Origin of the sequence: Bacillus mycoides, from assembly GCF_018742245.1 — a bacterium.
In the GTDB taxonomy this organism is placed as follows: domain Bacteria; phylum Bacillota; class Bacilli; order Bacillales; family Bacillaceae_G; genus Bacillus_A; species Bacillus_A cereus_U.
The window spans coordinates 1259418-1285891 of record NZ_CP036132.1 but is presented as its reverse complement, the minus strand read 5'-3'; the positions used below and the strand labels follow the sequence as shown (position 1 = coordinate 1285891).

Here is a 26474-nt window from a genome sequence, read left to right as displayed (position 1 = left end):
AGGGGGATTTCCAATGTTAGAAAAGCAAATTATTGATTCATTCGTATCTATTGTTGGCGAAGATAATGTAGATACATCCAATATGGGGCGTTTAACTTATAGTTATGATGCCACTCCAAACTTCCAAGCGATGCCTGATGCAGTCATTGCTCCTCGTAATACAAATGAAGTAGCAGATGTGTTAAAAGTGTGTAACACTCATAAAATCCCGGTATATGTTCGCGGGTCTGGAACAAATCTTTGCGCTGGTACGTGTCCACTTGAAGGTGGTATCGTCCTTATTTTCCGCCATATGAACAATATTTTAGAAATTGACGAAGAGAATTTAACAATTACTGTACAAGCTGGTGTTATTACACTTGATATTATTAAAGCAGTAGAAGAAAAAGGTTTATTTTATCCACCAGATCCAAGCTCTATGAAAATTTCTACAATCGGCGGTAACATTAATGAAAACTCCGGCGGATTACGTGGTTTAAAATATGGCGTAACACGTGATTATGTAATGGGGCTTGAAATTGTCTTACCGAACGGCGATATCATTCGCACTGGCGGTAAATTAGCAAAAGATGTAGCTGGTTATGATTTAACTCGTTTATTTATTGGTTCTGAAGGAACACTTGGTGTTGTTACGGAAGCTATATTAAAACTTGTCCCTATGCCTGAAACGAAGAAAACGATGCTTGCGCTATATGAAGATATTAACGAAGCTGCTCGAGCTGTTTCTGCTATTATTGCAAATAAAATTATTCCAGCGACACTTGAGTTTTTAGACCAACCAACAATTGAAGTTGTAGAAGAGTTTGCACAAATCGGTTTACCAACTGACGTTAAAGCAATTTTATTAATTGAACAAGACGGCCCGCCCGAGGTTGTCAATCGAGATATCGAAAAAATGGCTAACGTTTGCCGTGCTATGAATGCGGTCGATGTTCGCGTTGCAAAAGATGAAGCCGAAGCAGATGCGCTTCGTACAGCACGCCGTAGTGCACTATCAGCACTTGCAAGACTAAAACCGACAACAATATTAGAGGATGCAACTGTACCACGTTCACAAATCGCTCCAATGGTTGAAGCAATTAATGCAATTGCAATGAAATATAATATTCCTATTTGTACTTTTGGTCATGCTGGTGATGGTAATTTGCACCCAACTTGTATGACAGATGCCCGTAATGAAGAAGAAATGCACCGTGCTGAACAAGCTTTTGCTGAAATATTTGCAAAAGCGATTGAGCTTGGTGGTACGATTACTGGTGAACATGGTGTTGGCGCGATGAAAGCTCCGTATTTAGAAATGAAATTAGGTAAAGAAGGTATCGCTGCTATGCAAGGGATTAAACAAGCCTTCGATCCAAACAACATTATGAATCCTGGAAAGATGTTCGCGAAAGACTCTCGTAAAAGAGTGGTGGTTGAGCGATGACCACATTAAATAAAGAAAACATTCAAAAGGAATTTAAAGAACGATTAAGTGAAGATGAACTATTAAATTGTATGCGATGCGGTTTTTGTTTACCGACTTGTCCTACTTACATTCAATCTGGATATAAAGAATCACATTCGCCGCGCGGGCGTATCGCATTAATGAAAGCCGTCGCTGATGGTTTAATTGAGCCAGATGAAGATGTTGAAAATACATTAAACGTCTGCCTTGGCTGTCGTGCTTGTGAACCTGTTTGTCCGTCTGGTGTGAATTATGGACATTTATTAGAAGAAGCTCGTGATATTATTAATCAAAATAAAAAATTCTCAGTGCCAGTGAAAGCCGTTCGTAAAGTCGTTTTTGAAGGACTATTCCCGCATCAAAACCGAATGAGAACATTAACAGGGCTAATCGGATTTTACCAGCGATCTGGTTTACAAACGCTAACACATAAAACTGGTATTATGAAGTTATTCCCTGAAACACTTGCAACGATAGATCTCGTTTTGCCAAAAGTCCCTAAAATGAAAGCAATGAAAGATCGTCCTGAATTTTTACCTGCTGAGGTAGCAAAGAAAAAACAAGTTGCATTCTTCACAGGTTGTTTAATGGATACGATGTTTTTAGAAACAAATAACGCAACGATGAAACTTCTTCAGTTAGCTGGTTGTGATATCGTTATTCCGAAAACACAAAGTTGCTGCGGGGCATTACATGGGCATGCTGGTGAAAAGAGTGGAGCAAAAGAATTAGCAAAACGAAATATAAAAGCATTCGAAGATTTAAACATCGATTATATTATTACGAATGCAGGTGGTTGCGGAGCTTACCTCGTAGACTATGATTACCTTTTAAAGGATGATCCAGAATGGGCTGAGCGCGCAAAGCAATTTGTTTCTAAAATTAAAGATATTACTGCTATACTAGTAGAACTAGATTTCCATAAACGTAATGACTTACGACTCACGCCGCAAATCATTACGTATCAAGACTCTTGTCATTTACGCAATGTTATGCGAACATCTTCTGAACCTCGTATGTTACTAGAAGCAATCCAAGGTGCAACATACCGTGAAATGAAAGATGCGGACCGTTGCTGTGGTTCTGCTGGTATTTACAATATTGTTCATTCAGAGTTATCAATGGAATTTCTAGATTATAAAATGGACCGTGTGCATGAAACAGACGCGGCGACAATTGTTACTGCAAATCCAGGTTGTCTATTACAAATGAAATTAGGTATTGAACGAGAAGATCTTTCTCATAAAATGAGAGGAATTCACATTGTAGATTTATTATTAGAAGCAATTGAAACCAACTCGTAATAACTCGTAACATACGTAATAATAGGAAAACGGCTATCTCCTTCGTCTATGTAAAGAGATAGCCGCTTTTTTGTCTGCTACAACATTAAAAATATGTTACTTTATTATAAAAAAGAACAACAGAAACATTACAGTTTTGTAAAAATCAATCCAGTATATTCCTCAAAAAAATGTTCAAACCATTGATACAATAGGATTCTTTATTTTCCATTTAGGTAAATCTATCCAAAAACCCTCTCTTAAAACCAAGTATAAAAATGCTAAAAATTCCTTTTATACTCTATGTTTCTCTTATTTCTTCCCTTTTCTTCTCTTAGGATAAATTAGGTAATTTCAAAGTCTATGAATTTTTTTCCATCTTTTTTCTTGTAAATTGTATGCTACGATGGATTTGTCAGTCAGACAGGCTGTCAAAAACAAATCGTGTGAAAACAAATTAAAACTTTATATAGGGGGACACACATCATGAAAAAGCGTGTTTTATTATCTGTAGCTGCTGCAACAGCTCTTACTTTAGGAGTATCATCTTTAGATGCACAAGCTGCAACAGTACAACCATCTAACATAAAGGTTCAAAATATTCAGCATTCAAAAGTAATGATGAAACAAATGAGCCAACAAGAATTACAAGCATTCTTACAATCTATGGGAGTTGAGTCATTAGCACAATGGAATCAAGGTCAATTCCAACAAGATTGCTTCATTCCTGGTCAACAGCCTACTGAAAATGTTGTAACTGAACAACCAACAACTAAGCCAGAAGCTCAAAAGCCTGCTGAGGAAACTCAAAAACCAGCGGAACAAAAGCCTGCTGAAGAAGTTGCTAAACCAGAAGCTCAAAAACCAGTTGAAAACAACAATACTCAAAATGAAACACAAAAACCTGCTGAGCAAAAGCCTGCTGAAGAAGCAAAATCTTTAAGCGAATTCGAACAACGCGTTGTTGAATTAACAAACGCTGAGCGTACAAAACAAGGCTTACCAGCATTACAAATTGATACTGAATTAAGCAAAGTTGCACGCGCTAAATCTGAAGATATGCAAAAGAATAACTACTTTGATCATAACAGCCCTACATACGGGTCTCCGTTCGACATGATGAAGAAATTTGGTATTTCTTATACATCTGCAGGTGAAAACATCGCACAAGGCCAACGTACACCAGAAGAAGTTGTACAAGCTTGGATGAACAGTGCTGGACACCGTGCAAACATTTTAAATAGCGGCTTCACTCATATCGGTGTTGGTTATGTAGAAAGCGGCAACTACTGGACACAACAATTTATTACGAAGTAAATAGATTAAAAGAGTCTTCTCATGATGAGAAGACTCTTTTTTATGTTTCATAGCTTTCTAATATGTATGCGTATAAAATGTAGAACATAAACAAAATAGACCCGCAGCTTATTACACTAATTAACAAATAAAATCCCCACTTCAGGCTCAAAAGCAATGAAAATAATACGCTGCATGCCATCACTTGAAAGATTCGCCTACTAACTAAACGGATCTTTTGTAATTTGATCGGTTCTTTCTCTCTATCCTTCACCTTTTTAAACACTTTACTAAACATAAAAAGAAACATACTAATTCCAATCGTTAGTCCTGTCTGAAAGGATATAATACTTCCCAAATTAATAAAAAGAATTAGTATATGGACAAACATCATAAATAAAGTAATACTCTTTATAAATCCACTTATAATGAAATGCTCCCCTTCATTAAACTTATATACATTATGTGAAATAATATATATTAATCCATGTAAAATAGTAATAAGGACAGGAATACATAATACGACAACTTGTTTACTCATAAACTCGTTCGCTCCACCATTCTCGTTCCAATGCACTGCCATACGAGTTGGTAAATATGGATAAATACATAGAGTAAGTAAAAGACAAGCGAAAAATATCCCTAGCATATATTTATATTTGATCAAGTAATTCTCACCTCTCTTTTCTCTTAACGGCTTCGCCTCTTTTAGAGAAATCCCTGCAAAAATCTACCTTTTTCAACTTTAAGCTTACACTTTACCCATTTTCTCTTTCAAATTTTTTCATTGTGTCGTTTAAATTTGTAGGGAAAGGTACGTCAACCACGATCTCTTCTTTCGTAATCGGATGCAAAAAATTAATCTTCATCGCATGTAACGCTTGCCCGGACATATATTTTGTTTGCCCACCATATAATACATCCCCAACTAATGGATTTCCATTATAGCTCATATGAACGCGAATTTGATGCGTTCTACCGGTTTCTAACTGTAACGTTACGAGCGTAGCATTTTGTTTTTTAAAATATTTCTCTACTTTATAATACGTTATAGCTTGGTCTCCCTTTGGAGAAACACGGCGCCTTGTAGCATGATGTCGATCTCTTCCGATGGCCTCGTCAATTGTCCCCTGCTTCTTTTTTACTTTTCCTTCAACAAGTGCCGTATACGTTCTTTTAATTTTCCGTTCCATTAATAAACGATCCATAATTGCACCCGCAATTCTATGTTTTGCGAATACAACACCACCTGTCGTATCTTTATCTAACCTATGGATATGACGAACCTTCGTCTCTAAACCTTGCATTTGAAAATGAAAAGCAACAAGATTGGCAAGTGTTCCCGTCCCATTTTTTCCAGAAGGATGTGTATCCATTTGCTCAGGCTTATTTACAATGAGTACGTGATCGTCTTCAAACACTACATTTAATTCACCATATTCCGGCTCTACGCCGTACTCCTCCTCCATAAACATATGAACTTGTAACTTATCTCCTTCTTTTAAAAGTTCATTCCATCTCCTCTGTTCTCCGTTAACCGTAACACCTTTTTCCATACGAAGCTGATGTAATAACTTTTTTGGTACTTCCCATTCTACTTTTAACAACGACTCAATACTTATACCATTCCACGTCGCTGGAACCGTAATTTCACACCATTCGCCCTTTTTCTTTGTTTCCATACTATAATCACCTTATTTCTATTGATTCTCTCATTGTAACGGAAAACATACTTTGATGCACCGTCAAAAATAGAGGACAGTCTTATAATCGACTGTCCCCTCACGCTCTAAGCCTTTTCATCTCCTGCAACACTTCTTCAGCTTTTTGTTCATACAATAGATCTTTAAAGAAATCCGCCAATCGTTTATAGTCGTTGTACGTATCTAATAAGTCGTCTATTTTCTCTCCTTTCATAACTTGCTGCTTTTGCTTCATTTTTACTGGATAACGATATCCCGATACTTCTTGTATTTTATAATACTCATCCTCTACTTGAATGACTTTTACAAGTTCCTCTTCTTCCGCATCCATCGTATACCCGTCAAAGTCTCTAAGTAACTCATATATGATATGAGTCCATTCATCTTTTGGATAAAACCCTTTTTCTAACCGATAACCGACAATGCGATACAAATGCCCATCTTTTTCTGCAAACTGTACTGTATCATTTAGCTTAAACTTAAAATAACGAAACATTGCCTTCACCTACTTGTATGTATTGTTCTTATCACATACTATTTGCAAAATATAGGCCTCGCTATTCATAAAAAAATACTCATCTTATAGATGAGCATTTTTTACGATGATTTTTCTCTTTTCTTTCGAAATGGTAACCACCAGTTCCAATCTCCAAACAATTTCATTAAACTTGGTACAAGCATAAGTCGAATAATTGTTGCATCAAGAAATATCGCTAATGCGACTCCAATACCCATCTGCTTTACTGGCAAAATATCAGTAAAGGCGAACGCACCGGTAACAACAATCATAATTAAAGCAGCGGATGTAATGATGCGGCTTGTCGAGACAAGCCCTTCTAGCGTTGCTTGATCGTTATCTCCTGTTTCCTCGTATAGCTCATGAATACGTGAAATAAGAAATACTTCATAATCCATGCTAAGCCCAAATACGAGGCCGAAAATAAAGATTGGTAATACAAATAAAACTGAACTCTCATCTAATCCGAAATGACCACCTTCAAATAACCAAATAACAATTCCAATTGTTGCACTTAAACTAAGTACATTCATAATAATCGCCTTTATTGGAATGAGTATCGAGCGGAATGCGAATAATAAAATAACAAAGGTTGACCCAAATATAACAGACATACCAATTGCAACTTTATCTTTAATTTCATCTTCCAACTCTTGTTGGAACGTTGTCATCCCGCCTAAATAATAAGTAACATCGTTTTCTTTATAATTCTTTTTGAAATCACGAACCCATTGTTTTGCAGTTTCTGTACTTGGCTTCGTATCCAAAAAGACTTCCATTGTTGTTTTATTTCCTTTCGTATACGCTTCAAATACAGGAGCTATTTTCGCCGCTTCTGGTGATTGTAACATTCCCGCAACTTGATCTGCTTTCATTCCATTTAGCCCGTCATATACACTTGTCACCTTATATACTTGCTTGTCATCTTTTAACTTTTGAACGACATCTTCTACCTTTTGTAAGCTTTCTTTTTCTGTTATATCATCCTTCGTCTCTACTACTAAAGTAACATCGGCGTGTGTTTTGACAGTCTTATTAAAGGCTTCTTCATACTTCTCAAATGCAATTCTCGTATCACTCTTTTCAGGTAACGCTTCAACACCAGGAAACTGCAAGTTAGCTGTACGTAGCGGTAATAAACAAATAACAATAAATGTTATAACAACAATAATCATGACGATTGGATGTTTCATTACAAACTGTGCAAATTTACGCCAGACCTTTGATGGCGTAGGCGCCGCCTGATTCTTTTTTAATATCCTTTTACCAATTAAAGATAATAGTGCTGGAAGAAGTGTGAGCGAAAACAAAATACTCATAATAACGACAATCATCCCGCTAATAGCAACAGACTGAATATAATCTATCTTAAAGAAAAATAAGCCTGATAAACCGACGAATACACATAACCCTGAAAATACGATAGCGCGTCCTGCCGTTTGATACGTAATCGCTATCGCTTCTTTCACTGTTCTCTTCGCAACTTCCTCTCGGAAACGATTTACAAATAACAGTGCGAAATCAATTGATAATGCGAGCCCAATCATCGGCGCAACATTTAACACGAAAATAGATAGCTCTTTATCACTACCTATAAAATATAAAATCCCCATCGTACTAATGACACTAAGCGCGCCATTTACAATCGGTAAAATAGACGCAATCAGACTACCAAATGAGAATAATAGTACGAGAAAAGCAATAGGTAATCCAATCATCTCTGCTACTTTTAAATCATTTTGCGTTCTTTCATTAATCTCTTGATTAATTTTCGGATATCCTGTCGGTGTTACTTTTAATACGCTATTACTTTCCTTCTCGATTTTTTCGGCGAATTGTAATGTCTTTTCCATTCGTTCTTTATTTGTTTTCCCGGAAAATAAAATCGTCGCATAACCGATATCATCTTGTAACATTTCTTTATTTTGCATGGGATGATGGAAAGATTCGTATGTTTCCTTCTCTTGAATTTGATTTATTATCCCCTCTATACGCTTTTGGAAATCCTCATGCGAAGTATCCTTTTCCTTCTCGAAAACGAGTAAAAGTGTATCTTGAGACTGCTTAAAATCTTTATCTAAAATTTCTTTCGTCTTTTGATAATCCCCTTCTGTTTGAAAACCATCACCGCCCAATACTCCTGGAAGTTTTGGTGCAAAAATACCGAGCACTATCGCAAGTAGTAGTAATGCTACAATTACTGTATAACGAAATTGATACAAAAAAGTTCCTAACTTCCCCCACTTATCAATTTTATGTACATTTGTCTTCACACATTTTCACCTACTTTATATAATTCACTTATCATTTATACTGTATCACATCTCTCCATAAACAAAAAACGTCTAGAAAAACTATAATACTAGTTTTTCTAGACGTTTTTCTATCTTTCGTTATTAAGTCCCAATCTCTCGGTGAGTAAACGATGACAATAAATTGCGATGATTAACAAAATGCCACCTGCGCAATAACCAGCTAAAATATCAGTCGGGTAATGAACATTTAAAATAACTCTACTTAATCCAATCAATATAATTAATATGCCCATCGAAATCGTAATACCACATTTTCCAGCTATACTTTTCACATTCGCAGCAATGATATAGGCAAGAAAACCGAATGTTATGATAGATAGCATTGCATGTCCACTTGGGAAGCTATACCCAAGTGCGTCAAGTGCCTCATTTAATGATGGGCGGTCTCTTTTTGCAATTTCTTTTATCCCTTTATTAACAAGATGTGTCGTTAATATAGCCATTGGATACACAATCATAGCAGCATAATAACGTTTTTTCCAAAAAACGAGCAAACTTATAATTAGTGTCGTTATAACTCCAATTGCAGATCCTAACTTTGTAAAATATGTGAAGAATGTAATTGAGCTTTCTGTTTGTAATCCTTTTACCATCTCTCGGACATATGTATCCACTGCTGTAACTCCGCTTGCTTGTACTCTCCAAGCGATAATGCCGAATAAAGCAAGTAATAAAATCATACACATGAACTCATATCGATGTAACTTTTTCTTCAAACGATTTCCTCCTACTTATGAAAAAATGCGATTTCTACTTTAGAAACCGCATTTTCTTACTTATTTACCTTTTGTTTTTAACTCTGTCCAGTAACGATCGTAGTCTTTTAACTTATCGTCTACATCAACAAGCCATTCTGTACGATCTAATTCTTCTTTTGTTAAGAAGATCATGTGATTATCACGATATTCTTTACTATGAAGAGGATAAGCTTTTTCATTTGGATTACTGTAACCAATTGACTCGTAGTTTTTCACACTTACTTTTTCATCTAATAAGTAATTCATAAACTTCTCTGCAAGTTCTTTATGTTTCGCACCTTTTGGAATTGCTAATGTGTCAGCCCAAATTGTGCCGCCTTCTTTTGGTACAACGTATCCTACATCTTTATTGTCTTTCGCGATGAATGCTGCGTCTCCAGACCAAACTGTCCCGATCCAAGCATCTTCTGTAATGAATTTTTGTTTAATGTTATCTGTATCGAATGCTAATAAGTTTGGAAGTAGCTTCTGTAAATCATTTGACGCTGTCTTTAACTGTGCATCCTCTTTCGTGCTATTAGAGAAACCATTTTTCTTAAGTCCCATTCCTAATACTTCACGAGAATCATTTAATAAAGTAACATGTCCTTTATATTTCTCGTTCCATAAATCATTCCAGCTTGTAGGTGTTTCTTTCACATACTTTTTATTGTATGCAATTCCTGTTACACCCCAAGTATATACTAAAGAATACTTATTTTCTGGATCAAACGCAGGTGTTTTAAAGTTAGAAACAAGATTCTCGATGTTCGGAATGTTCTTCTTATCTAAAGGTGCTAATAAGTCCATCTTCGCCATCGTTTTCACCATGTAATCAGATGGCTGAATTAAATCATATGTCGCGCCACCAGCTTGTAATTTCGCAAGCATTTCTTCGTTACTTGCATATTTATCATAGTTAACTTTCACGTTATATTTCTTTTCAAAATCTTTTAAAACTTGCTCATCAAAGTTGTCAGCCCAACTATAAATATTCAATTCTTCTTTCTTCTCACCACAGCCCGCAAGTACACCTGCAACAAGGCCGAAGCTAATAGCTGCGCCAGCTAATGTCTTCATCAATTTCATTGATTTTTTACCTCCTCGTTCTTTCTATATCATTCGTATTATAAAGGAAGGTGTCCTCCAGAGTTTTCTTCACCGTCTGCACCTTTATTACGGAAAATTTCCGATAGCACCATTAATCCTACAATTACAACAATTAATATTGTAGAAAGAGCATTAATTTCAGGTGATACTCCGCGCTTAACCATACTATAAATGTATAATGGCAATGTTGTTGATCCTGGTCCTGATACGAAGAAACTAATTACAAAATCATCAATCGATAATGTGAATGTTAATAATGCGGCTGAAATAACTCCTGGTGCAATTGCTGGAAACGTTACATAACGAAACGTTTGCCACGGCGTTGCTCCTAAATCGTTTGCAGCCTCTTCTAAATCACGTCCCATACCAGAAAGACGTGCCGCTAAAATAACAACAACAAATGAAATACTGAATGTAATGTGTGCAATAATAATTGTTGTTTTTCCAAGTTCCATACCTAATTGACTAAATAGGATAAGTAAAGATAACCCCATTAAAATATCAGGAATTAAAATTGGTAAATATACAAGACCGTTAATGGCCCCTTCAAAACGATATTTGTAACGGTGTAATGCAATAGCAAAAATCACACCAAGAACTGTCGTCACAATTGTCGTTATAAGAGCAATCGTAATACTATTTACAAACGCATCAATAACATCTTGTTTTTGAAATAAATCTGTATACCAATGGAGTGTAAAGCCCTCCCATTCCGCATTAATGCGAGAATCGTTGAAGGAATATACCATTAAAACCATCATTGGAAAATACAAAAACAATAAGATTAACCAAGAATAAGAAACTAAAAACTTCTTCATTTTTGCCTATTCCCCTCCGTTTCCATCATATTTATATACTTTCGTTGCACGATAATATAAGTAAATTAACAGAACAGAGAATAGAACAACAATCATAGATAACGCGGAACCAAACGGCCAGTCACGTGAACCTAAGAATTGGTTTTGAATTACGTTTCCGATTAATGCTACTTTCGATCCACCCATAACGTCTGATACAACAAACATTCCGATAGAAGAAACGAATACTAAAATAGAACCAGTAGTAATCCCTGACATCGTCATCGGTACTGTTACATTCCAAAATGCCTTTACTGGTGTTGCTCCTAAATCATAAGCTGCCTCTAGCTTACGCTTATCAAGCTGCTCAATTGCTGCATACACTGGTAAAATCATAAATGGTAATAAAGAATATACCATTCCGAGTACTACAGAAGGTGTATTATATAACAGATTTAAAGGTTCACTAATAATACCTAGTTTCAATAGCAATGTGTTTACAAGACCTTGTGAACGTAAAATAACAATCCATGCGTATGAACGAACAAGGAAGTTAATCCAGAACGGGATCGTTGCCAATAATAAAAGGATAGAACGATATTTACGATCAACAATTGTAATTGTATAGGCAAATGGATAACCGATTAATAAACATAGTACTGTCGTAATAACCGCAATTTTCACTGTTTCCCATAACGTCCCCATATATAATGGATCAAACACACGCGCTATGTTATCTAATGTAAATTTCATTTCCACTGTCCCGTATGCTCCGCGCTGCATGAAGGCAAATGCTAATACGAACAGAAGTGGAATTAGGAAGAAGAGTAACAGCCATACGACTGTAGGTAATGCGAGTAATTTCCCTTTCTTCAATTTAAGGTCACCTCGTCCTCTTGCTCCCAGCCTACATATACATTATCTCCAATGCTCCACTGCGTTGCTTCTTCAGCAGTTTGGTATGCCATTAGTAATTCCGATGTTTTCTCCTCACGTACATATAGCTTTTCCATATTTCCAACAAATTCAATATCTTCAATATGCCCAAGGTGGTATTCTTTTAAAATTGGCTCTTCAACCGAGCGAACTTTTACATTTTCAGGGCGAACTGCTACGTAGTTTTCCCCATTTTTCACGATATTATTTTCACCGATGAACGTTGCAACAAACAATGTTTTCGGTTGATTGTAAATTTCTTTAGGCGTGCCGACTTGTTCGATATGCCCTTTATTCATAACGACAATACGATCACTCATACTCATTGCTTCTTCTTGATCGTGCGTTACATATATGAACGTAATTCCTAAATTACGTTGTAAGTTTTTCAATTCACGTTGCAAATCTTTTCTTAACTTAAAGTCAAGCGCTCCAAGTGGCTCATCTAATAGTAATACACGTGGGTTGTTTACAATTGCTCTTGCAATTGCTACACGCTGTTGCTGTCCACCAGAAAGCTTCGACGGTTTACGATTACGGAACTCAAGTAACTGCGTTAAACGCATTGCCTCTTCCGCACGTTCTTTCTGTTCTGTTGCTGATACTTTTTGCATTTTCATACCGAAACAAATATTTTTTTCAACATTCATATGTGGGAATAGTGCGTAATGTTGGAACACTAAATTCATATGACGCTTGTATGGTGGCAAATCGTTAATCTTTTCATCATCTAATAAAAGATTCCCTTTAGTTGGCGTTTCAAATCCTGCGATCATACGAAGTAAAGTCGTTTTCCCGCAACCACTCGGTCCTAAAATTGTTAAAAATTCTCCTTCTTTAATATCTAAAGAAAGAGGGGGGATAATCACTTGATTTCCAAAATGTTTTTCTACTGCTTCAACTTTAATAATCTTTTTCATTTTCCCGTCCTATCTACCTTAAATTTTAATTTTTATATTCATGAATAAATATTTATGTTCTATAGACTATTTTTTGTTTCGATCCAAACAAAAATGGTTGTTTAGCAGCGTTCTCTTCTATTCTTTATGTAGTATGTTTGATTCATTTTCGCATGATACATATGTCGAACAGAAAAACCCCTTCAGTTGCGAAGGGGTTTTTATCATACGGCTACGCCTACTGATAAACACCATCATCATTTTAACAACTTTCGTATGAATTTTAAAGCACTTTTTGTAGAAGAGTAACGAATTTTCATGTCGAATGCTGTAGATTGGGACAAAATGCTTTTATAATGTGAAAAAGTCCGAAAACTTTGTTCACCGTGATAGCTGCCTAACCCACTACTTCCAACGCCCCCAAAAGGTAAATATGGCGTTGCAAGATGATATACGACATCATTTATACATCCTCCGCCATATGAAATATTACTCGTCACTTTCTCTTGCACTTTTCTATCTTCAGAAAATACATATAGTGCTAATGGCTTTGGATGGTGCTGAATCGTTTCAATTACCTCTTCTATTTTGTCGTATTCTATAATTGGTAAAATAGGTCCAAAAATTTCATCTTCCATAACAGCACTTTGCCATGTAACATTCGTTAACACTGTAGGCTCTATGTGTAATGTTTCTTTCTTATAATTCCCGCCAATCACAGGTTTACCGTCTTGCAAAAATGTACATAGACGTTCAAAATGACGCTCACTCACAATTCGCACATAATTGTCATTTTGCAAAGCAGCTTTTCCATATTGCTCTGCGATTTCATGTCGTAATGCCTCGATTAACTGCTCTTTCACTGAAGAATGAACGTACATATAATCAGGCGCTACACACGTCTGCCCAGCATTCAAAAACTTGCCCCAAACGATACGTCTTGCGGTTACATCTATTTTTGCATCTTTATGTACAATACATGGACTTTTCCCGCCAAGTTCTAACGTAAGAGGCGTTAATTTTTTCGCCGCTGCTTCCATCACAACTTTTCCAACACCAACACTACCTGTAAAGAAAATATAGTCAAACGGTTCCTTTAAAAGTGCAGTGCTTTCCTGAGCACCGCCTTCTACTACCGATACAAGCTCTTCTGGGAACAATTCTTCTAGCATTCTCGTAAGCACTTTTGAAACGTTTGGCGTTAACTCTGACGGCTTTAAAACGACTGTATTTCCGGCTGCCAATGCTCCTACGAGTGGGGCAATTGCTAATTGAAACGGATAGTTCCACGGTGCGATAATAAGTGTCACACCATACGGTTCTGGCGCTACTTTCCCCTTCGATCCAAAATGAGTAAGAGCTGTGCGAACACGCTTTGGTTTACTCCAAGATGAAATATGCTTCATTTGAAAAGAAATCTCTTTTAGTACATATCCAATTTCTGTTGTAAATGATTCGTGAACTGATTTATTCAAATCTAATTTCAACGCTTGAAAAATCTCATCCTCAAAACGCTGAATTCCATCATAAAGCTTCTTCAAATTATTCTTTCTTGTCTCTACACTTCTCGTATGTCCTTTATAAAAATATTCCTTTTGTTTATTTACAATAGAGGAAATACTCATGCGCTCACCTTCTCCCACTATTTTTATCCAATTCTTTCATTATTTATATAGACTTCATATGTAACAAATTTCTATTCTTAAAGTTACATTATATATAACTTTTCCCTTTATATAAAATTCGTTGCTCACAAAAAAACTACCGAAAGAAAATCTCCCGGTAGTTTTACTGTATTAACGATATAAACGAACAGCACCTGCAGAGTTATCATCAGCTTGTCCTACTACTTCAAACTTCAGACCAAGCTTCGGTAAAATACGTCCTGCATCTGGAATTTGCTCATTAATATACTTTTTAGAGTCATCAAACTTCGGTACTCCTGGTAATCCATCGTATACGAATGTTCCACGCGTTGGAGATACCACTTTCCAAGCTGGCGTTTTGTCGAATGAGAACGCCGAATCAGCAATTTGGAATCGCGTACTGCTTTTAAATGTTGGTTTGCCATTTAAAGTTCCTGCAATTGCTTCTGGATGAGAATCAACTACACCAAGGAAACCATGTCCTGGATGTACGCCAACCCAGTTATCTGTGTAAGCTGAATCCGCATACCATACAACCATACCAGTGTTATATACTGGACCGCGAGCAAATTTCAATGCGTTATCTGAACCCGCATAGTTTCTCCACTCTACATAGTAGTTATGCTTCTTCTTCTCTGTTCCGTTAGATACAACAAAACCATTTAATTTAAATTGTGGTGTACCTTCTGCATCATCAGAGAATGCAACTTTACCATCTACTGTTAATGATGCATTATCAAGAGCGAATCCGTTTAACGCTAAACCACCATCAGTAATGTAATCAAATGTTAATTTCACTTTCTTACCTTTGAACTGACTTAAATCATATGATTTATCAATCCATTTCCCATTTGTCGTAGCTGCATTTCCACTATTTGCTTTCTCACCAATTCTTTCAATTAACGTTTGTTGACCATCTTCTGTTACAGCGTGTACTTCAAGGAAATCGTACTCTGCTTCGATTTCATACAATGATTTGAAATCAAATTTCGCAGTCGTTGCTTTTGTTAAATCGAATAGTGGCGTTTCCATCGTTGTATGAAGGTCATCACCTTTTGTGCTGTAGTAATACTGTTTACCAAATGCAGGCTGAATTCCTTTTACATCTTTATCTGGTAAGTTAACACGAATCAGACCTGGACGATCTGACTTCGTAACACTTTGGTCTAAGTATGTTGCAAGACCGATACCTTTATTTAATTTCTCGTAATCTACTTCTACGATATTCGCCCAGTTACCACCGATTGTTTTTTGGAAAAACTCTTTATTTTGCGGTGATAAACTCGTTGGCGTTGTTCCTGCGATTTTACCCGCCCAGCTTCCACCACTCATAATAGACCAAGCTTCAACCGGCTCACCCTGACCGCTATATTGTGTATCATACTCATCCGGAAGACCTAAATCATGGCCATATTCATGTGCGAATACACCAACCGCGCCATCTTCTGGTTCAATTGTGTAGTCGAATGCTGCCATCTTTCCGCCCCAATATGGAACTTTCGCTTGTGTACCTTCAATTGCGAATGGTTTTGGTCCAACTGTCCAGCGATGTGACCAAATTGCATCATCACCTAATTTACCACCGCCAGCTTCTTGTCCAACACCTGCATGAATAATCATTAAGTGATCGATTAAACCGTCCGGTTGATTTTGATTCCCATCACCATTGACATCATATTGATCGAACTGATCAAACTGTGATAAATCAAGGCCGCTATCTACAGCTGCTTTTAATGCATCTTTTACTAGATCACGTGGTCCTTTTGGTCCTTTATTATCATGACCTGTACCAGCATCTGCACCGTAATCAGCAGCTTTACCTGGAACTGTTAACCATTTTGTGACTGTTCCGTCCACTGTGTAACTACCACCTGATTGCTCTTCATAATATTGTTTAAACGTTTCAATTTTACTTCCATCATCTAACGTAAACGGCTCGTTACCGAATAACATTTTTTCATAATGCTCTTTATTAAAATCGTTCGAATACATATAGCCAGGCTCTTTATCAATATTGTTATGTTTGAAATCAGCATACTCTACAAGTAAAACGAGTACTTTGTCTTTACGAACTTCACCGTTATATCCTTTTTGTTTTGCTGGTGAAGTTGGTACTTTACCATTTAGTCCGCCTTTAACTGGGCCTGTCGCTGCAGGTGTACCTGTCGCAGGTTGGTCTAATTTTTCTTTCGTTTCTGCTTTCGCATCTTTCACTTTCTTTAAAAAGTCAGATGCATCTTTCGTAAGTTGGTCCCCATTTGTCGCTTCTTTCCCAGGATTTTCACCCTTTTTCTTCTCTACATACTTTTCGACAGCTTTCTTTGTTTCTGTCTCTGAAGCCGACGAATCAATTACCCCACGTTCTTTTAGCGCATTTGCTAATCTCTCTTCTGGGATTAAATGATCATCAACTGGGCTTGTAGCTGTTTTATCCCCAGGCGTTTCTGCATACGCAGACTGGCTTCCAGCGCCAAACGAAAGGCCTAAAGCAGCTGTCAAAGCAATTGTTGATAACACTTTAAATGGTTTCTTTATCATCCCTTATTTCCTCCCCTAATATAAAATATGTATTACATATTTTATTTTATTAAATATTCAATATTTTTTCAATATTTAGTCACATTATGTAATTTTTTTAATATATTTGTAAAAATTTCATAGTTAGTATACGAATATATCACAATTCAACAATGTTTTCTGAAAATATTGAAAAGTTTCGACTAAGACCTTATAATTTCCATAGAGGGAATTTAATGGGGATTTTATCTTTGTTTCATCTACACAATATTCGATAATTTGACACATAAAATATAAAATTCGGTTAATTATCGTCTACTTATGTAGCAGCAATTATGACCAATATTAGGGAGGAATTACATTTGTACAAAGATAAGGCTGACTCACTAGATCAAGAATGGATTGATTTAATACTTGAAGCTCTAGATGCTGGCATTGCCCTGCAAGATATTGAACACTTTCTTCAACGTATGAAGCATACGAGCCAGGCTCAATAGCCTCGTTCTTTTTAACGAAGTTTATGTTATAATAATCACATCATAAGACGACTACATATTGATAGAAAGGTGCGCAAATATGATAGGAGAACGTATAAAACGCCTTCGTTTACAAAAAGGCATTTCACTAACAGAACTCGCCGAAAAAGCTGGTGTAGCTAAATCTTACATTAGTTCTATAGAACGAAATTTACAAAAAAACCCTTCCATTCAGTTTCTCGAAAAAATTTCAGCTGTTCTACAAATTCCAGTTGATACGTTACTTCACGATGAAACAACAACAGAAAGTCATCTAGACTCCGAATGGACACAACTCGTTAAAGATGCGATGAGCTCCGGTGTCTCAAAAGAACAGTTTCGTGAATTTCTTGAATTTACACAATGGAAGAAAAATCAACAATAATACATATGAAAGAGTGCTTAAAACGGGCACTTCTTTTTTTCTTTATAAAAAAAAGCGGGGAAATCCCCGCTTTTTGCTTTATTATTTTTCTTCGCCATCTGTTTGGCTTGCGTTGAATGTCCATTCTAAGTTCAATGAATCGCCTTGGAATTTGTTTTGATCTTTACCATCATCTTCGAATACAAATTGTACCCATAGATAGTCTTCTGAATTTGGTGCTAGACCACCGTTCTCTGCCCACTCTGGAGCAAAGATGTCTTTAGCTAAAACATCTGGATCCACATTTTGTAAATCTGCTAAAGTTGTTTCATATACAGGCTCACTTTGTTTATCCCAGTTCCAAAGGAATTTCACTTTAATATGCTTACCAAAGTCTTCACCAGCATTATCACCTTTTGCATCTGTAATACTGTACTTTGTCGCTAATTTAACATCTTTAATTGCTAAAGTACCGTTGTTCTTTAATAAGAACTCTTTCTTAACAGAATCCCCTGGTTTTAAATCTTTAATATCTACAAGCGTTTTAGGGTTTAATGTAAGATCTAACGTCCCAGCTGCAAATGTATTGTTCGATACTTCTTTATCACTAAAGAATGCAAATGTTCCTCCACCAATTAAAGATAACCCCAATGCTGCTGATGCAACTCCCATACCTAATTTCTTTTTCAGACTCACAATCAATTCCCCCTAGCTGTTTTTTGTATTTTTATCTCTTATTTCAAAATAAGAGGTGTAACTAAAACTATATTAGCTTAGCTAATATTTGTTCTTTTCTAAAAACCTTAAGTTCATTATAACGAACAAACCTATATAAATACAACAATATTTTTTAGTATTTTCAATTATTTTTATTTCTCAATATTGTTTTGATTTTTCAGTTTTTTTAGCTCATTCCAACACATTTTCTATTAGAAGCACACGAGAGCAAGACAATAAGTGCGAGGATAAATACTCCCTCACACTTATATACATTATTCTCTTTCATGACGATCTCTAAGTTGTGCTAGCCACAATATTATTGGTTAGTTGAAGTAGCATTCTCATTAAATCACTTGCTCAGGCTACTTAGCTGTTTCTGTTTGTTTCTGTTCTTCTACCTTCTTTTTCTCTTCTGCTTTCTTTTGTTCTTCTATCTTCTTCTGTTCTTCTACTTTCTTCTGTTCTTCTATCTTCTTCTGTTCTTCTGCTTTCTTCTGTTCTTCTATCTTCTTCTGTTCTTCTACTTTCTTTTGTTCTTCTACTTTCTTTTGTTCTTCTGCTTTCTTCTGTTCTTCTGCTTTCTTCTGTTCTTCTACTTTCTTCTGTTCTTCTACTTTCTTCTGTTCTTCTACTTTCTTTTGCCCTTCCGCTTCAAGTGCAACATTTAATTGTTGCTGGAGAGCCTGGATCTGTTCATCAATAGCTTGCAAGCTAACTTCTTTCTCAATATAATCGCGCTTCTCTTTTATACTGCGAAAGCCTTCATTCACATATAAAGCTACTTGCTGAATCGACTCATCTTTATTTCCCTTTAATTCTTCTTGTATTTGATTATAAGGAGTTTCTATTGCAGTATATACATTTTGTAAAGCTTCCTTCTCAGAAGTAATTTTCTCACGTCCTTGCTGCCATACTACAATTGTCTGTTCTATTTCTTCAATAGAAGTTGCTTTCAATTTCCCCTTCATTGTTCCATACTCATGCTCAATAAACTGTTTATGTTGCTCAGCTTGCTCTTTTAACGTATTAACTGTTTTCGGAAATATAATTGCTGTAGAAAGCGTCGCTTCTACTTTCGTTTCATGAATAAATGCCGCTTCTGTATGCGTCATGACTTGAGATCCTAAATAAAACGTAATAGAGCACACACACGGCAATATAAGCATCTTTTTTAAATTACGCGGTCTTTTCAGCATCTTAATCTCTCCCATCGAACAATGCGTTCTTTATACAGAACATTATCTTTATTATAATAAAGAACTATACAAAATGATAGCCATATGCTAGAAAAATAGAAAAAGGGCTATCCATGTGATAGCCCTTTTTTATTATTATCTTACTTCACCTTCTGTTTGTTGTGCATCAAACGTCCAAGTTAAATTTAGTTTATCGCCTTGGAATTCATTTTGGTCTTTTTTATTATCAACAAACTCGAATTTCACTGCGAATTTATCAGACTTACCTGCTGAAATACCTTTTTCATCCCAGAACCAAGCAGATAAATCATTATCTACCGCTGTAAGTGTGTCACCCTTCAATTTATCTAGCGTTGTTTCTTTTACAATTGTTTCATGCTTATCTACATTCTTTAAGAATGTTACTTTAATATGTTTACCAAAATCATCTTTATTGTCGCCCTTCGCATCGCTTACTTTGTAATCTGTTTTTAGTAAAACTTTTTTAATGTCTAAAGAGCCTTTATTTTCTAGTTTAAAATCTCTTTTAATTGTATCGCCAGGCTTTAAATTCGATACATCAACAACTGTCGATGGGTTTGCCGCTAAATCAAGTGTACCAGCCGCAAATGTATTGTTTGACACTTCTTTGTCGCTAAAGAATGCAAATGTTCCTCCACCAACTAATGCTGCTCCTAGTACTGCTGATGCGATACCCATTCCTAATTTTTTCTTTAAAGTCATGTCCAAATCCCCCATAATATATATTTGTTAACTTCCTAATAGGAAGATATAACCAAACTAACTATACGGATTGTTCTACTTTTTTATCTTTCTTTTCTCCGTCGATGCTACGAATAGCGCCAAAAATAGAAATCGCGGAATAACCAAGTAAAAAGACTCCTGGAATAATAAGAAGTAATGCTGCTCCCGCTTTTGAACTCGCATAATTCAGTCCATAACCAACGTATGGAACTGTAATATCTGCATACTTTCCGATTACATTCTCTGCAAGTACTGGTGCTAAATCTGGTCCGTTGTTGTTATCCCCTTTTGTTTCATACATTACTTTTCCATTTGTATCTTTCACACCGATAATACGGTGAGTGATAATTTTGTCATCTTTCTCTTTAAACGTAATAACATCACCTTTTTGATATTTAGAACCATCTTTCGTTGGCTCTATCGCAATGATTGATCCTGTTAAAAATGTTGGTTCCATCGATCCTGAAAGAACGCTTTTAAATTGATATCCCATCACTGTTGGATCACCACCACTCGCTTTTGAAGAAATAACTACAAAAGCTAAACAAACCATTACCGCAAATAAAACAAATGAGATAACGTTGCTAATAATCTTCCAAACTAATTTCATCGTCTCTCTCCCTCTCCGTTGTTTTATATTATTTGAAATATGTAATATCCACTTTAGTTCTTTAACAAGAACACAAGTAAATAATATAACGAACAATACAGAAATGCAATAAGAAAATTTACAATTATTAGTTAAATCACTTTTGAAATGCATACAAAAAGACCGTGACAAAACCTCATCACAGTCTCCATACTAGCAATTTATTTTTCTTCTGATTTCATTCCTTGTTTATTTCGGCGCAGCACTACATATAAAATGGCTCCAAATAATACAATCGCACCTATCCCAACACTGATCACTTTCACATTGGATTCCTTTACTTCAGGTGCAACTGTATCTTTTTTAGGCATCGCAAACGTAACATCTTCTTTTGAAAGAACATTAATAGTTGCAATTGTTTGATTGTTTTTTATAATATCTACCGCACCAACTACTTCACCGCGATGAATTCCTTTTTGGTACAAAGCTTCTTTATCCACTGAATTAACCCGAAAAGCCGTTTTTACATTTTTCCCTTCATCTTTCTTTAGCATAAGCTCAGCACTTTTTTCGAGCTCAGAATCAACATCTTTATTTAAATACGTTGTCTTTTGATGCCAGCTATGTTTATCTAATACAGTTTGCTTCGTAAATTGCCCAAAAGAATATTCCGCCATCTGCTTCAAATCTTCATAAATTTCAGGTCTTTGAGAAGCCATTACTACATTTATAATGCGATTCCCATCCTTCTCATTTAATAAAACGAGCGTATTGCGCGCTTCATTCGTAAACCCTGTCTTACCACCAATGCTATATGGATTTTCAAAATAAGTAGACTTATTAAAAATAGAAACTGTTTGCGTAGATGTCGTAACCGTCGTTCTTTTCGTATTCATCGCTTGTAAAATTTCAGGATACTTTTGCACACCTCTCGTAATCATGGCCATATCATATGGCGTCGTATAATGATTTGGATCATGCAATCCATTTGGCGTTACAAAATGGCTATCTTTAGCCCCTAATTGCTTCGCCTTTTCATTCATCATATTAGCGAAATTTTCAACACTTCCTCCAATACGCTCCGCAATCGCATACGACACATCATTCGCACTCAGCACCATTAAAATCATAAGTGCAGTATTTCTATTAATAGTCTCACCAGGTTGAAACTCAATTTGATAATTACTCTTCTCTTGATCTAATGCTAACTGTGAAAACGTAAATTGATCCTCTGGCTTCGTATGCTCCATCAGTAAAATCGCCGTTAACACTTTCGTCATACTAGCAGGAAACGCACGATGATGTGCATTTTTGTCGTACAACATATCTCCTGTTTTCGCATCAATCGTAGTCGCAAACTGACTAAAAACATTCGGCCCTTCCGCAGGTGGAGGTGCCACTTGCTCCGGATTTACTCCAACATTCGTCTCAGCATATAACGTCATAGGTGTCAAAAAAAATAAACAAATAACCATACTAAAAACCGAAATTTTCTTAAAATTTACCATATGACTCTCCCTTTTCCCTTTACTTTCACATTCTATAAAATAACTCTACCAATCTATATGTAATTTGTATTAAATTGGAAGAATATTCACTATTTTTTACTATATCACACTTTTACGATAAGGAACATAAATATACAATAAAAAATAAGAAGGAATTACTCTTTCTTATCCTTCTCATCAATCAACGAATCTATTAACTTTTGACTAGCTTCCTCAGGCGTAATCTCATCCGTCATACCCATAAACGACCAACCTTTAGAATCGACCCACTCAACGAACTCTTGCAAAAACTCATCATGCGTCACATCCACATCAAGAATCGAACCATCAATCGAAATCGTTCTATTTCTAGACACACGCATCTTGAACGTTTTTCTTACCATTACAATTATTCTCCCTCTACTCCTGAATATTTATAAATATCTTGTACTTCTTTTATACATGATTTCTTGAAAATTGTAAAAAGGATATATTGGCCAATTTGCATATTAAAAATGAAAATCTCTTACTATATAATCCTCACACTACATTCATTTGGTCATAAATTACGGAATACATCCATATAAAAAAACAAACCAACTTACATTCTATCACACCAAATACACTTGACTTTAGTACAATCAAATGGAATATATTAGAAAACACTTTAAAATGAGGAGGAACTCCATGGCGCGTTGTACGTATTGTAAAACGAAGTGGAAAATAAAAGATGTATGGTCAATACTCTTGACATTTGAAAAAGATTGTCCGTATTGTCTTGGAAGACAATATATATCAAAGAAAACATTGAATGCCATGCCAGAACTCATAAGCTTACCTTTACACTTCTTATTCCCTTTTCTTGTTGATTTAAGCGATAAAGGTCCTTTGGATTGGTATCGGAAATCATAATATAACCGGTTTATTCAAAATCCACTTTCAATTCAATGCTCTTCTTATATATTCCTTAATACACTACTAGCGTGATTCCAAATACTTTACCTTTAAAAGATTACTACGAAAATATTGTAAAATTTCAGTTAATTATATATAATTGCTTTAGCATAATGATTAAAGATGCTATTACATAAGCATTATTGAAGATCCCGTAGCTCAGCAGGGAGAGCGCCACCTTGACAGGGTGGAGGTCGTGAGTTCGAGCCTCTCCGGGATCATAAAAAAAACACCATATCAACCTATTAGGTGATATGGTGTCTCTTTTTTCCAAGTCACTTCTTATAAAAACTAAAAACCTTGCCAGTTAATCACTTCCCACCAAACATCTTCTCCAAAGATTTCGCATTAGCAAATAACAATTCTTGCAGGTTGTCATCAGCAACGATTTTGTAGTCGCCATCTTTGTCTTTCTTTAAGTTCAATGTAACTTCGCGAGTTGCCATTGCTGCCTCTTTATCCGATAAATTTTTGATGATAGTTGATGTCATCGTTTTTTCTATTGCTTTTTCGGATTGCTCTTTGTCTTCGCTAAAGGCACTAGCGAAGGCCATTGGCATAACTTCTCCCATTGCTTTTGTTACGGCAATAGACAGATCAACAGATGTAACTTTCACTTTCACTTCTGCTTTGTCATCCTTTTTTGATACTTCTTCTAGCTTTTCAAATTTAAAGCTTTTCGTAATTGCGCTCAGCATTGCTTTTCCGTCAGCATCGTCTGTTTTTTCATTTAGTTTACTAAACTCTTTATCACTTTCAACAAATGTGCGAGCCTTTTCTAGGTCACCTTTTTGTATCGCTGTTAAAAATTCTTCAGCAGTATCTTTCGGGTTTGCACATCCTGCTAGAACACCAACTGTTAATCCTATTACCATCATTAGCAGCAATAATTTCTGTACCTTTTTCACGTTCATTCTCCTCTTATCTTTTCTAGTAAGTCATCACTATACAATAGTATGAAACTTACATTACAAACATTTTTTAGTATATCATTTATATGATTTGTTTTCTATTCTTTCCCAAAAGACAAAGAGCCTTGTAGTATTTCTACAAGGCCTTCTTTATAAAATAAAAACCAGCAACTTTAAGATTGCTGGTTTATCTCTTATTCATATTTGAAAAAACAATAATAATTACTCCAAGTACATAATGTCCTGCTACCATCCATATGCTCCGATCAAAAACCATAAGCGATAACCAAAGTGATATATTAGTAGCCGCAAATAATAGGTATGAAATGATATCTCTTTTTTGTAATGCCTCTCTATTCATCAAAATGTAAATGGCACCGATAGGGGGCAGAATAAAGCAAAGGAAAAAGACAAATGTTTTTCTTAACGACCATGGATATGAGGTTACTGTCTGCATATGAATCTCCTTTTCATTATAGTACTTGTTTTAACATCGGCCTTGCTACTCTATATTCTTCACTATGAGGTTCTTTTACGAGTATGGGCGCCTTTCATCCTCTTCTTCTAAAATTATTTCAAATACTTCTGTTTTTTCTTGTAATATGTTGGATTCACTATCTTTAGTAGGCTGTTTGCTTGTTTCCATTTTCTTTGTTACTTCGCCAAGTTTTTGCCCGACTTCTTCTGCTTTGGCAGGTTCATTCGTAACGTAGTATTCCTGGCCCTCCCATACTAATATAGGTGGTACATGTTCTCGTTTGTTACATATTATATAAGTAATACTAGCTATAAGTAGTAGACATGTTAATAAAAAGAAGATAGCTTTTTTGTTCATATACTATTCTCCTTTCTATCATTTTATTGGATTATATAACAGGAGGTATAGTTAGTAAATGGTTTTTATGGTTATTTTTAGTATTAATTTCAAATAGAAAAACCTTACTATAAAGTAAGGTTCCGTTTTTAAATTCTATAATGTTTTATTAATTAAAACGATCATTACGATAATCGCTATAAACATAACAACTAAACAGCCGATCATTTTATAAAATCCTCTTTTCGTTAACGTCCCACCTTGGACGTCTTTACGAATAAATAAGAATACCGCTAAAAATAAAACAAGCCCCATGCCAAAAGCATACATCATTTGCATATGTTAATCTTCCTTTCTCTCTTACATCTTAATATCTTTTCGACAAAACAACAAACGAGATAAAGACTGTACTCATCGTTAATGCCATTAATATGTTCAATAGTTCAACCGCAGATAGTGTAATTACTTTTAAGTTTAAGCCAATAGAGAAAAGAAGATAGTATGCTGTTAATGCAAAAAATGTCACGAACATTCCTTTGTAACGAATGAGTTTCATTCGCTCATCTTTTTCTTTAAATTGCGGATGTAAGTAACTTAGGCAGAAACTCATAATCATCATCCCAAGCAACGGATAAGTTATTTCTGGTGGTGCAGAATGCGTCATTATACCTGTTAATATCATAAATCCACTCATAAATAGAAAAATAATTCCCATGATTACAAAGTACTTTTGTGAATAATTCATCCCTATTCCCCCTCTTCTTTTCCTTCGTAAATAAATACATGTTCTATCGTTGTCTGAAATGTTTTCGCTATTTCAAATGCTAACGGAAGTGATGGATCATATTTCCCCTTTTCAATCGAGATAATGGTTTGTCTGGAAACTCCAAGTTTCTCAGCCAATTTTTCTTGAGATAGTCCAAATTTTTTTCGGTATTCGACCATTTTATTTTCCAAGGAAATTTCTCCCTCCTCCC

Annotated in this window: 28 protein-coding genes, 1 tRNA gene and 1 pseudogene; 7 read left to right on the top strand and 23 right to left on the bottom strand. The window is 35.6% G+C overall.

Annotated elements, in window-relative coordinates; genetic code table 11:
• The first annotated feature begins 13 nt into the window (after window positions 1–13).
• From glcD to EXW56_RS06480, 3 genes are all read left to right on the top strand, one after another.
• Window positions 14–1426: a glycolate oxidase subunit GlcD gene (gene glcD / locus EXW56_RS06490; RefSeq protein WP_002201271.1), complete on the top strand. Its 1413-nt coding sequence runs from the start codon at window positions 14–16 to the stop codon at window positions 1424–1426.
• Window positions 1423–2751, top strand: coding sequence for a (Fe-S)-binding protein (locus EXW56_RS06485; RefSeq protein WP_002201272.1), 1329 nt, complete (start codon window positions 1423–1425; stop codon window positions 2749–2751). Before glcD ends, EXW56_RS06485 begins: the two co-directional genes overlap by 4 nt.
• 465 nt (window positions 2752–3216) lie before the next feature.
• Window positions 3217–4047 (top strand): CAP domain-containing protein, encoded by an 831-nt coding sequence (locus tag EXW56_RS06480; RefSeq protein ID WP_002201273.1) that lies wholly within the window; start codon window positions 3217–3219, stop codon window positions 4045–4047.
• A gap of 40 nt (window positions 4048–4087) precedes the next feature.
• Here EXW56_RS06480 and EXW56_RS06475 read toward each other — a convergent pair whose 3' ends face one another.
• From EXW56_RS06475 to inhA1, 11 genes are all read right to left on the bottom strand, one after another.
• Window positions 4088–4693, bottom strand: a complete 606-nt coding sequence (locus EXW56_RS06475; protein WP_002201274.1) for a DUF1648 domain-containing protein — start codon at window positions 4691–4693, stop codon at window positions 4088–4090.
• A 91-nt stretch (window positions 4694–4784) separates the two neighbouring features.
• Entirely contained in the window at window positions 4785–5708 is a 924-nt protein-coding gene (locus EXW56_RS06470) for an RluA family pseudouridine synthase (RefSeq protein ID WP_215558187.1), read from the bottom strand.
• 100 nt (window positions 5709–5808) lie between these two features.
• A complete protein-coding gene (locus tag EXW56_RS06465; protein WP_002158768.1) occupies window positions 5809–6225 on the bottom strand; it encodes a hypothetical protein in 417 nt (138 codons plus the stop codon).
• A gap of 101 nt (window positions 6226–6326) precedes the next feature.
• Window positions 6327–8519 (bottom strand): MMPL family transporter, encoded by a 2193-nt coding sequence (locus tag EXW56_RS06460; RefSeq protein ID WP_002201276.1) that lies wholly within the window; start codon window positions 8517–8519, stop codon window positions 6327–6329.
• Between the two features lie 110 nt (window positions 8520–8629).
• Window positions 8630–9277, bottom strand: coding sequence for a phosphatase PAP2 family protein (locus tag EXW56_RS06455; RefSeq protein ID WP_002201277.1), 648 nt, complete (start codon window positions 9275–9277; stop codon window positions 8630–8632).
• A 60-nt stretch (window positions 9278–9337) separates the two neighbouring features.
• Complete coding sequence (potD, locus tag EXW56_RS06450; protein WP_002201278.1) at window positions 9338–10387, bottom strand: spermidine/putrescine ABC transporter substrate-binding protein PotD; 1050 nt, start codon at window positions 10385–10387, stop codon at window positions 9338–9340.
• A gap of 38 nt (window positions 10388–10425) precedes the next feature.
• Window positions 10426–11226, bottom strand: a complete 801-nt coding sequence (potC, locus tag EXW56_RS06445) for a spermidine/putrescine ABC transporter permease PotC (protein WP_002149696.1) — start codon at window positions 11224–11226, stop codon at window positions 10426–10428.
• Window positions 11227–11232: 6 nt separating this feature from the next.
• A complete protein-coding gene (potB, locus tag EXW56_RS06440) occupies window positions 11233–12081 on the bottom strand; it encodes a spermidine/putrescine ABC transporter permease PotB (protein ID WP_002201279.1) in 849 nt (282 codons plus the stop codon).
• Window positions 12078–13061, bottom strand: coding sequence for a spermidine/putrescine ABC transporter ATP-binding protein PotA (gene potA, locus EXW56_RS06435; protein ID WP_002011479.1), 984 nt, complete (start codon window positions 13059–13061; stop codon window positions 12078–12080). Before potA ends, potB begins: the two co-directional genes overlap by 4 nt.
• Window positions 13062–13297: 236 nt before the next feature.
• Window positions 13298–14683, bottom strand: a complete 1386-nt coding sequence (locus EXW56_RS06430) for an aldehyde dehydrogenase (protein ID WP_286119274.1) — start codon at window positions 14681–14683, stop codon at window positions 13298–13300.
• A 153-nt stretch (window positions 14684–14836) separates the two neighbouring features.
• A complete protein-coding gene (gene inhA1 / locus EXW56_RS06425; RefSeq protein ID WP_002201281.1) occupies window positions 14837–17224 on the bottom strand; it encodes a M6 family metalloprotease immune inhibitor InhA1 in 2388 nt (795 codons plus the stop codon).
• A 341-nt stretch (window positions 17225–17565) separates the two neighbouring features.
• Here inhA1 and EXW56_RS06420 point away from each other — a divergent pair, with 341 nt between their 5' ends.
• Together EXW56_RS06420 and EXW56_RS06415 are read left to right on the top strand one after the other, a co-directional pair.
• Window positions 17566–17700, top strand: coding sequence for an anti-repressor SinI family protein (locus EXW56_RS06420; RefSeq protein WP_002201282.1), 135 nt, complete (start codon window positions 17566–17568; stop codon window positions 17698–17700).
• Between the two features lie 79 nt (window positions 17701–17779).
• Window positions 17780–18103, top strand: coding sequence for a helix-turn-helix domain-containing protein (locus EXW56_RS06415; protein WP_002064339.1), 324 nt, complete (start codon window positions 17780–17782; stop codon window positions 18101–18103).
• 81 nt (window positions 18104–18184) lie between these two features.
• Here the strand turns inward: EXW56_RS06415 and calY are convergent, their stop codons facing one another.
• From calY to EXW56_RS06385, 6 genes are all read right to left on the bottom strand, one after another.
• Window positions 18185–18778 (bottom strand): biofilm matrix protein CalY, encoded by a 594-nt coding sequence (gene calY, locus EXW56_RS06410; RefSeq protein WP_002201283.1) that lies wholly within the window; start codon window positions 18776–18778, stop codon window positions 18185–18187.
• 386 nt (window positions 18779–19164) lie between these two features.
• The gene (locus EXW56_RS06405; RefSeq protein WP_215597322.1) at window positions 19165–20013 is read right to left on the bottom strand and encodes a DUF4047 domain-containing protein; all 849 of its coding nucleotides are present in this window, start codon (window positions 20011–20013) and stop codon (window positions 19165–19167) included.
• A 120-nt stretch (window positions 20014–20133) separates the two neighbouring features.
• Complete coding sequence (locus EXW56_RS06400) at window positions 20134–20721, bottom strand: CalY family protein (RefSeq protein WP_215597321.1); 588 nt, start codon at window positions 20719–20721, stop codon at window positions 20134–20136.
• 61 nt (window positions 20722–20782) lie between these two features.
• The gene (sipW, locus tag EXW56_RS06395) at window positions 20783–21352 is read right to left on the bottom strand and encodes a signal peptidase I SipW (RefSeq protein WP_002201287.1); all 570 of its coding nucleotides are present in this window, start codon (window positions 21350–21352) and stop codon (window positions 20783–20785) included.
• 200 nt (window positions 21353–21552) lie between these two features.
• Window positions 21553–22839, bottom strand: coding sequence for a D-alanyl-D-alanine carboxypeptidase family protein (locus tag EXW56_RS06390; RefSeq protein WP_002201288.1), 1287 nt, complete (start codon window positions 22837–22839; stop codon window positions 21553–21555).
• Between the two features lie 155 nt (window positions 22840–22994).
• The gene (locus tag EXW56_RS06385; protein WP_002201289.1) at window positions 22995–23222 is read right to left on the bottom strand and encodes a hypothetical protein; all 228 of its coding nucleotides are present in this window, start codon (window positions 23220–23222) and stop codon (window positions 22995–22997) included.
• A gap of 283 nt (window positions 23223–23505) precedes the next feature.
• Between EXW56_RS06385 and EXW56_RS06380 the strand changes: the two genes are divergently transcribed.
• Entirely contained in the window at window positions 23506–23730 is a 225-nt protein-coding gene (locus tag EXW56_RS06380; protein ID WP_002201290.1) for a hypothetical protein, read from the top strand.
• Window positions 23731–23920: 190 nt separating this feature from the next.
• Window positions 23921–23993 (top strand) — tRNA-Val (locus EXW56_RS06375).
• 90 nt (window positions 23994–24083) lie between these two features.
• On the opposite strand, the gene EXW56_RS06370 is transcribed toward EXW56_RS06375, so the two are convergent.
• The 6 genes and pseudogenes from EXW56_RS06370 to EXW56_RS06345 form a co-directional block, all read right to left on the bottom strand.
• Window positions 24084–24680, bottom strand: coding sequence for a hypothetical protein (locus tag EXW56_RS06370; RefSeq protein ID WP_002201322.1), 597 nt, complete (start codon window positions 24678–24680; stop codon window positions 24084–24086).
• A gap of 190 nt (window positions 24681–24870) precedes the next feature.
• On the bottom strand, window positions 24871–25140 hold the full coding sequence (locus EXW56_RS06365) for a hypothetical protein (RefSeq protein WP_002201323.1): 270 nt from the start codon (window positions 25138–25140) through the stop codon (window positions 24871–24873).
• 16 nt (window positions 25141–25156) lie between these two features.
• Window positions 25157–25518: pseudogene (locus tag EXW56_RS06360) on the bottom strand (hypothetical protein).
• Window positions 25519–25653: 135 nt separating this feature from the next.
• Entirely contained in the window at window positions 25654–25836 is a 183-nt protein-coding gene (locus EXW56_RS06355; protein ID WP_002011459.1) for a DUF3976 domain-containing protein, read from the bottom strand.
• 28 nt (window positions 25837–25864) lie between these two features.
• Window positions 25865–26242, bottom strand: a complete 378-nt coding sequence (locus EXW56_RS06350) for a hypothetical protein (RefSeq protein ID WP_002201325.1) — start codon at window positions 26240–26242, stop codon at window positions 25865–25867.
• A 2-nt stretch (window positions 26243–26244) separates the two neighbouring features.
• Window positions 26245–26454 carry a helix-turn-helix transcriptional regulator gene (locus tag EXW56_RS06345; RefSeq protein WP_000428506.1) on the bottom strand — a complete coding sequence of 70 codons (210 nt, stop codon included), beginning with the start codon at window positions 26452–26454 and terminating at the stop codon, window positions 26245–26247.
• Window positions 26455–26474: the final 20 nt, after the last annotated feature.

Coding starts and splice junctions, on each gene's coding strand:
- glcD (WP_002201271.1), top strand. CDS start 14: ATGTTAGAAAAGCAAATTATTGATTCATTCGTATCTATTGTTGGCGAA.
- EXW56_RS06485 (WP_002201272.1), top strand. CDS start 1,423: ATGACCACATTAAATAAAGAAAACATTCAAAAGGAATTTAAAGAACGA.
- EXW56_RS06480 (WP_002201273.1), top strand. CDS start 3,217: ATGAAAAAGCGTGTTTTATTATCTGTAGCTGCTGCAACAGCTCTTACT.
- EXW56_RS06470 (WP_215558187.1), bottom strand. CDS start 5,708: ATGGAAACAAAGAAAAAGGGCGAATGGTGTGAAATTACGGTTCCAGCG.
- EXW56_RS06465 (WP_002158768.1), bottom strand. CDS start 6,225: ATGTTTCGTTATTTTAAGTTTAAGCTAAATGATACAGTACAGTTTGCA.
- potD (WP_002201278.1), bottom strand. CDS start 10,387: ATGAAATTGATGAAGACATTAGCTGGCGCAGCTATTAGCTTCGGCCTT.
- potC (WP_002149696.1), bottom strand. CDS start 11,226: ATGAAGAAGTTTTTAGTTTCTTATTCTTGGTTAATCTTATTGTTTTTG.
- potA (WP_002011479.1), bottom strand. CDS start 13,061: ATGAAAAAGATTATTAAAGTTGAAGCAGTAGAAAAACATTTTGGAAAT.
- inhA1 (WP_002201281.1), bottom strand. CDS start 17,224: ATGATAAAGAAACCATTTAAAGTGTTATCAACAATTGCTTTGACAGCT.
- EXW56_RS06415 (WP_002064339.1), top strand. CDS start 17,780: ATGATAGGAGAACGTATAAAACGCCTTCGTTTACAAAAAGGCATTTCA.
- EXW56_RS06405 (WP_215597322.1), bottom strand. CDS start 20,013: ATGGGAGAGATTAAGATGCTGAAAAGACCGCGTAATTTAAAAAAGATG.
- EXW56_RS06400 (WP_215597321.1), bottom strand. CDS start 20,721: ATGACTTTAAAGAAAAAATTAGGAATGGGTATCGCATCAGCAGTACTA.
- sipW (WP_002201287.1), bottom strand. CDS start 21,352: ATGAAATTAGTTTGGAAGATTATTAGCAACGTTATCTCATTTGTTTTA.
- EXW56_RS06390 (WP_002201288.1), bottom strand. CDS start 22,839: ATGGTAAATTTTAAGAAAATTTCGGTTTTTAGTATGGTTATTTGTTTA.
- EXW56_RS06385 (WP_002201289.1), bottom strand. CDS start 23,222: ATGGTAAGAAAAACGTTCAAGATGCGTGTGTCTAGAAATAGAACGATT.
- EXW56_RS06380 (WP_002201290.1), top strand. CDS start 23,506: ATGGCGCGTTGTACGTATTGTAAAACGAAGTGGAAAATAAAAGATGTA.
- EXW56_RS06365 (WP_002201323.1), bottom strand. CDS start 25,140: ATGCAGACAGTAACCTCATATCCATGGTCGTTAAGAAAAACATTTGTC.
- EXW56_RS06355 (WP_002011459.1), bottom strand. CDS start 25,836: ATGCAAATGATGTATGCTTTTGGCATGGGGCTTGTTTTATTTTTAGCG.
- EXW56_RS06350 (WP_002201325.1), bottom strand. CDS start 26,242: ATGAATTATTCACAAAAGTACTTTGTAATCATGGGAATTATTTTTCTA.